The 563-nt window shown below is 27.4% G+C and carries 1 protein-coding gene; it reads right to left on the bottom strand.

Translation table 11 applies throughout. The features are described 5' to 3' along the window. Positions 1 to 179 precede the first annotated feature (179 nt). Positions 180 to 452 carry a hypothetical protein gene (locus tag EII32_RS11565; protein WP_002455830.1) on the bottom strand — a complete coding sequence of 91 codons (273 nt, stop codon included), beginning with the start codon at positions 450 to 452 and terminating at the stop codon, positions 180 to 182. Between the last annotated feature and the right edge of the window lie 111 nt (positions 453 to 563).

Genomic DNA, 563 nt, shown 5'->3' on the forward strand with positions numbered 1-563 from the left:
AACTATTGCTTTATTCCAATTGCTTTATTGACGTTGAGCCTCGGAACCCTTAACAATCCCAAAACTTGTCGAATAATCGGTTTAATAGCTCACGCTATGCCGACATTCGTCTACAAGTTTAGTTAAAGGTTCTTCTCAACCTCAATAAATTTTCTCGACATAAATACATATTCTACTTTTTATTTCGTGTTTTTTATCGATTTTAAAATAAAAGAAGTTATAGCACACACTAAAATAATACAAATTAAAACAACACCTAAAACGAAATCATTTCCAGTCCATTCAACACCTATCTTCGAAGTACCATTACTTTTAAAATCAGCATAGAAATTAATAGCAATTAATATTAAAAAAGTGATACTAGAAAGGATACCTAAAACATCAAAAGTTAATTTCGCATAAGGATATTTAATACTCTTAGTTATCATCACAAAAACTCCTTTTTGTTTCAAAATAACACATTGCTTTTTTTATGATAGCTTAAATTTATAAAAAATTAGAATATCCTTATTTACAATTTTAAGATTCTTTTTTAGAGCATTTAGGGGTGTTTTATATAACAT

The organism is Prevotella sp. OH937_COT-195, assembly GCF_003932845.1.
Taxonomy (GTDB): domain Bacteria; phylum Bacteroidota; class Bacteroidia; order Bacteroidales; family Bacteroidaceae; genus Prevotella.